Origin of the sequence: Methylibium sp. (assembly GCF_013817365.1) — a bacterium.
Taxonomy (GTDB): Bacteria; Pseudomonadota; Gammaproteobacteria; order Burkholderiales; family Burkholderiaceae_C; genus Methylibium.
On sequence record NZ_JACDCU010000345.1, the window covers coordinates 1 to 4,473 of the forward strand.

Here is a 4,473-nt window from a genome sequence, read left to right on the forward strand (position 1 = left end):
CGCGACACCGCCGACGAAGCCGCCCTCGCCATGCTCGGGGCGCTACTCGACCCGGAGGTCTTCGACATGAGCGTGTCGGGGCCGGCGCTGCTCGCCTCGGAAGCGACCGCGCTGGTCGAGCAGCTTCGCCCGGGCATCGTCTGCATCGCGGCCCTGCCCCCCGGCGGCGGCGCGCGGGCACGTCTGTTGTGTCTGCGTCTGCACGCCCAGTTCCCCGACCTGCGCATCTTGGTCGGCCGCTGGGCCTCCGGCGGCGAGGTCACGAAGACGCTCGATCAGCTCAAGGCTGCCGGCGCTGCGGACATGGCGACCAGCCTGCAGGAAACCCTACGGCAGATCGAATCATTGCGCCCGCTGCTGAGGGCGGCGCACAGCGAGGGGATCGAGCTTGCTTCCCATGGCGGCGCGCGCGCGACGAAGCCGGTTGCGCCCCTCCGTGCGTGACCGCGGTCGTGCTCCGCATGGCAGCGCGAACTTGCTCTACACGGGTTTGTCGCGCCCATGCTTTCGCGGCAAGCGAGCGGTGAAGGTCGTACCACCGCCCTGCGACGATTGCACCTCGATGGAGCCGCAGTGCGCCTCGGCAATCGCCCGGGCGATGTACAAGCCCAGCCCGAGGCCACCGGCTTGCCTGTGATCTGCGGGACTCTCTTGCTCCTGCGTCAGCGGCTCGAAGATTCGGCGAAGGGCCGATTCCGGGATTCGGGGGCCTTCGTTGTGAACGCCGAGGCTCACGAACTCCGCTTCGCCCCTTGCCAGAATCGTGACCGGCTTGTCCGGCGCGCCATGCCGGATCGCGTTTTCAATCAGGTTGGACAGCATCTGACCGAGCCGAGCCAAATCCCAGCTCCCGGCAAGGTCGCCTTCCAGGCGTAAGCGCAACGTGTGCTCCGGGTGATGCGCCTGCGCCTCCTCGACCATGTCTTGACACGTCACGGTCAAGGCGCCCGGGGTGCGCGCGATCGGCAGCGATTGTCCGAGGCGCGTTCGCGTGACGTCGAGCGGGTCAGACAGCATGTCGCGCAGGCGCATGCCGCTGCGAAGGATGACCGACACGCTCTTGAACTGTCCGCCGGACAGGGCCTCGGAATCCTGCAGGTACTTGGCCGCGTTCAGCACCGCGCTGAGCGGATTTCGCAGGTCATGCCCAAGCACGCCGATGAACAACTCCCGCGAACGGTCGAGTTGCTCCGAATAGAGGCCGACGGATTCACTCAAGGCCTGGTCGACGGCTTCGTTGAAGCGCGTGATTTCGGCAACTGCATCTCGATCGGCGAAGTTCCCCTCCATCTCCCACAGACGAAGCACACTCGCGCGCAGGGCGCGGTACGCCGACACCATGTCGACCAAGCCGAAGCCGTCGCGCTGGCGACCGCTGGCGTGTTCCTCGGCCGGTGTGTCGCCTTTGAGCGGTCGCGGGCCGTGGCCTTTGGACTTCGCATCCTGCTGGTCGGAGCTTTGCGGCTGCGCCATGTCCCGAGCAATGGTTCGCAGGATTTGCTCTGCATGGTCTTGCAGCGTCTCGGTGTCCATGCCGACCGCTTCGGGAATGCCTTTCGCATACTGCTCCCATTCCTGCAGAATCGTTTCCATATTGGAGACGATGAACTCCGCCAACGTCGTTTTCGGCATGCGCGCGCTCCCGTTCAAGGTGTTGTGTAGGCGATGCGGTAGATCACGCCATTGCTGTCGTCCGAAACGAGCAGCGCGCCATCCATCGCAAGTGCCAGGCCGACCGGACGAGCAAAGAAGCGCGTGCGCTCCTCATTGAGAAAGCCCGCAGGCAGTTGCAATTGCCCGGACACCGCGTCGCCGCCCTCGCCCTGGCCGGGCTGGTTGCGCTCGACCTGGGCCGACGCACGCTCTGCCATTTGTTGCGCGATGACGGCGCCGCCCCAACCACCGCAGGCAACGACCGTCAGGGTGGTCATGGTCCAGCCGAATTTCGTGAGCTTCACGCTTGCATCCTTCTTGCGCGGCAAACGGCGCCGATCAGCGGTGAGGCAAAGCGCGATCCCCGACTTTTCCTTTTGCCTGGCGTCGGCAAAAAAGACACCGCCTCGCCGGGTCGAAGGCGAGGCGTTCGAAACAAGGGCGACGGCGCGCCCCGTCGAAGGAGCCTTACATCGCCGCCATGCGGCGCTCCTGTCCGGCGTAGGCGCGGTTGGCGTTCATGCGGCGCTCGGGGCCGGTGTAGCGGCTCATCGAGCCCGCCATGCCACTTTGGGCGGGGCGGCGCGGCGACGATTCGCCGGCAATCTTCTCGACATCGACGTCGGTGCGGCGCACATTGCCTTTGACGGTCTCGGTGCGGTCCGACGATTTCTTGCCCACGCTGACCTCCTCGACCACGCGCGCGGTCTTCGACACCACCGCCTCTTCGCTGGTCTCGCGGACCTCCAGGCTCTTGTCCTTGAAAGCCGTCTGCATCTCCGCCTCGGTGGCCGGGCGGTCCACCTTCGTGCGGGTGACGTCGGCGCGCTCGCTGTGCAGCGACACCTGCTCCTCGACGGGCCTGTCGGTCACGTGCCGGCGCACGCGCACGCCACCCTCTTGCACCGTTCGCTTGCCGACCTTGAGCTCTTCCTCGACCACGTCGAGCTTTTCGCTGGCGCCTTCGCCGGCCATCGGCCGGGTGCTGGCAGGCGGCATGTAGCCGCTGGCCTTCCACTGTTCCACCCGCTCGTCGACATCGACCGCGCCGCAGTCTTCGAGGATCGCGGCGACCTCATCGACGCGGTCTTCATCTGCGACGCTCACCGTCACCACGGCATTGCCGCGGCGCACCGCCTCGGAGTAATGAGCCGCGTCGGGCTCGTCGTCCGAGCCGAACAGGTTCGAGAAGAAGCGACTGATCGCTCCTTCGTGTTCTTCGGGCTCGCTGCTGGTCCGCGAAGCCGCCGGCGTCGATCCGGACTGGCCCGCGCTCACCTGGATGGATTGCTTGGGGATGCCGACGTCTTCCAGCTTCTGAGTTGCCTGTTGCGCTTCGGTGTAGTCGTCGAAGATGCCGACCAATGTGGTGCTGCTCATCAATGTTCCCTTGAAAATAATGCCGTGTCGAAACGGCGGTGCCTCGAATGATTTAGAAGCTTCGTCGGCTGTTAAGACTCAGCCTGTCTTGCCGACGGGTGTGCGGCTGATTTCCACCTCCTCGCTGCGCAAGCTGAAACGCTGTGGCTCGCTTGTTTGCACGGAGCTGCGCCGGGTGATGCGCAATTCTTCCTTGAGCACCAGTTGCCGGGTCACGACCAGGACCTCTTCGTAGACAGGAACGATCGTCACGTCGCCCTCGTGACGCGGTGGCGACGTTTGCTCGACGACGCGGTTGATGCTGACTCTTTCAATCTCCACGTCGTCGCGCCGCAAGGGCATCTCGACGATCTCTTCCCGTTCGACCATCCGCGTGCCGATGCGCACGCGAGCGGTCTCCACGGTCCGTTTGCCGACTTCCAGTTGCTCGGCCACGAGCGCGATGGTCTGGTCCATGGCGCACTCTCAGACCCGCCGCGGCGTGGTCGGCGGCACGGGTTCGTGCATCTCGCGCTGGGCGTCGGCCTTGCCGCCAAGGCCATGTATTCGATTCATGTTGCGTCCATTCAGAGGTGGCCGCAGCCGTCGCTCGGCGATGCAAAGTCGCTGCAGTACGTTGCGGTTGGTTGAGTGCGGCCGACCTCGTTCGAAGCTGCCTCCTGCCGGCACTTGGCGGCAAGCGCTGTGCCCGAGACCGTTGATGCGCCGGGTGCGGCACCACGATTGCCAAGCCCTGCTCATCCACCCAAATTCATCACAACGAAATGAATGTCGCCGTCTGGGCGCTGATCGTCGGCGGCCTCCTCATGTTCATGGCGCTGAGCGGGTCTGCCTTGCGTCACCTTCCGCTCAGCACGGCGATGTTCTATTTGCCCGCCGGCTTGGCCATCGGGCCGCTCGGGTTGGGGCTCGTGCGCTTCGATCCGATCGTCGATGCCCAGCTACTGGAGCATCTGGCCGAGGTCGTGGTGGTCGTCTCGCTGTTCACGGTCGGAATGAAACTGAGCGTCGCTGTCGACGACCGCCGCTGGCTGATGTCGCTGCGGCTGGCGATCGGGTCGATGGTCATCACGGTCGGCTTGATCGCCCTCGTCGCCCTGGCGATCGGGTTGCCGCTCGGCGCGGCAGTGCTGCTCGGCGCCATCCTCGCCCCCACCGACCCGGTGCTTGCATCCGACGTGCAAGTCGCCGATCCGCAAGACCGCAGTCGGCTGCGCATGGCGCTCACCGGAGAAGGTGGCCTGAACGACGGCACGGCTTTCCCGTTCGTGATGCTAGGGCTGGGCCTGCTGGGTCTGCACCCGCTGGGAGACGGGGGCGCGCGCTGGCTCATGGTCGATGTGCTGTGGGCCATCCTGGGTGGGCTGGCCATCGGTGCGGCGCTGGGCACGCTGATGGGCCGGCTCGTCCTTTGGCTGCGCTTGCGACACCAGCAGGCGG

5 protein-coding genes and 1 pseudogene are annotated in these 4,473 nt (G+C 65.8%); 2 read left to right on the plus strand and 4 right to left on the minus strand.

Annotation, left to right across the window (positions count from 1 at the left end; all coding sequences use genetic code 11):
• A pseudogene (locus tag H0W38_RS17260) lies at positions 1 to 444 on the plus strand (hypothetical protein); the annotation flags it as partial.
• A gap of 36 nt (positions 445 to 480) precedes the next feature.
• Here H0W38_RS17260 and H0W38_RS17265 read toward each other — a convergent pair.
• The 4 genes from H0W38_RS17265 to H0W38_RS17280 form a co-directional block, all read right to left on the minus strand.
• The gene (locus H0W38_RS17265) at positions 481 to 1,632 is read right to left on the minus strand and encodes a HAMP domain-containing sensor histidine kinase (RefSeq protein ID WP_292456350.1); all 1,152 of its coding nucleotides are present in this window, start codon (positions 1,630 to 1,632) and stop codon (positions 481 to 483) included.
• A 14-nt stretch (positions 1,633 to 1,646) separates the two neighbouring features.
• Positions 1,647 to 1,982 carry a hypothetical protein gene (locus H0W38_RS17270; RefSeq protein WP_292456352.1) on the minus strand — a complete coding sequence of 112 codons (336 nt, stop codon included), beginning with the start codon at positions 1,980 to 1,982 and terminating at the stop codon, positions 1,647 to 1,649.
• Between the two features lie 139 nt (positions 1,983 to 2,121).
• The gene (locus H0W38_RS17275) at positions 2,122 to 3,033 is read right to left on the minus strand and encodes a YsnF/AvaK domain-containing protein (RefSeq protein WP_292456354.1); all 912 of its coding nucleotides are present in this window, start codon (positions 3,031 to 3,033) and stop codon (positions 2,122 to 2,124) included.
• A 78-nt stretch (positions 3,034 to 3,111) separates the two neighbouring features.
• Complete coding sequence (locus H0W38_RS17280) at positions 3,112 to 3,489, minus strand: YsnF/AvaK domain-containing protein (RefSeq protein WP_292456357.1); 378 nt, start codon at positions 3,487 to 3,489, stop codon at positions 3,112 to 3,114.
• A 308-nt stretch (positions 3,490 to 3,797) separates the two neighbouring features.
• Here H0W38_RS17280 and H0W38_RS17285 point away from each other — a divergent pair.
• A partial coding sequence (locus H0W38_RS17285; RefSeq protein WP_292456360.1) for a cation:proton antiporter occupies positions 3,798 to 4,473 on the plus strand: 676 nt, incomplete at its 3' end.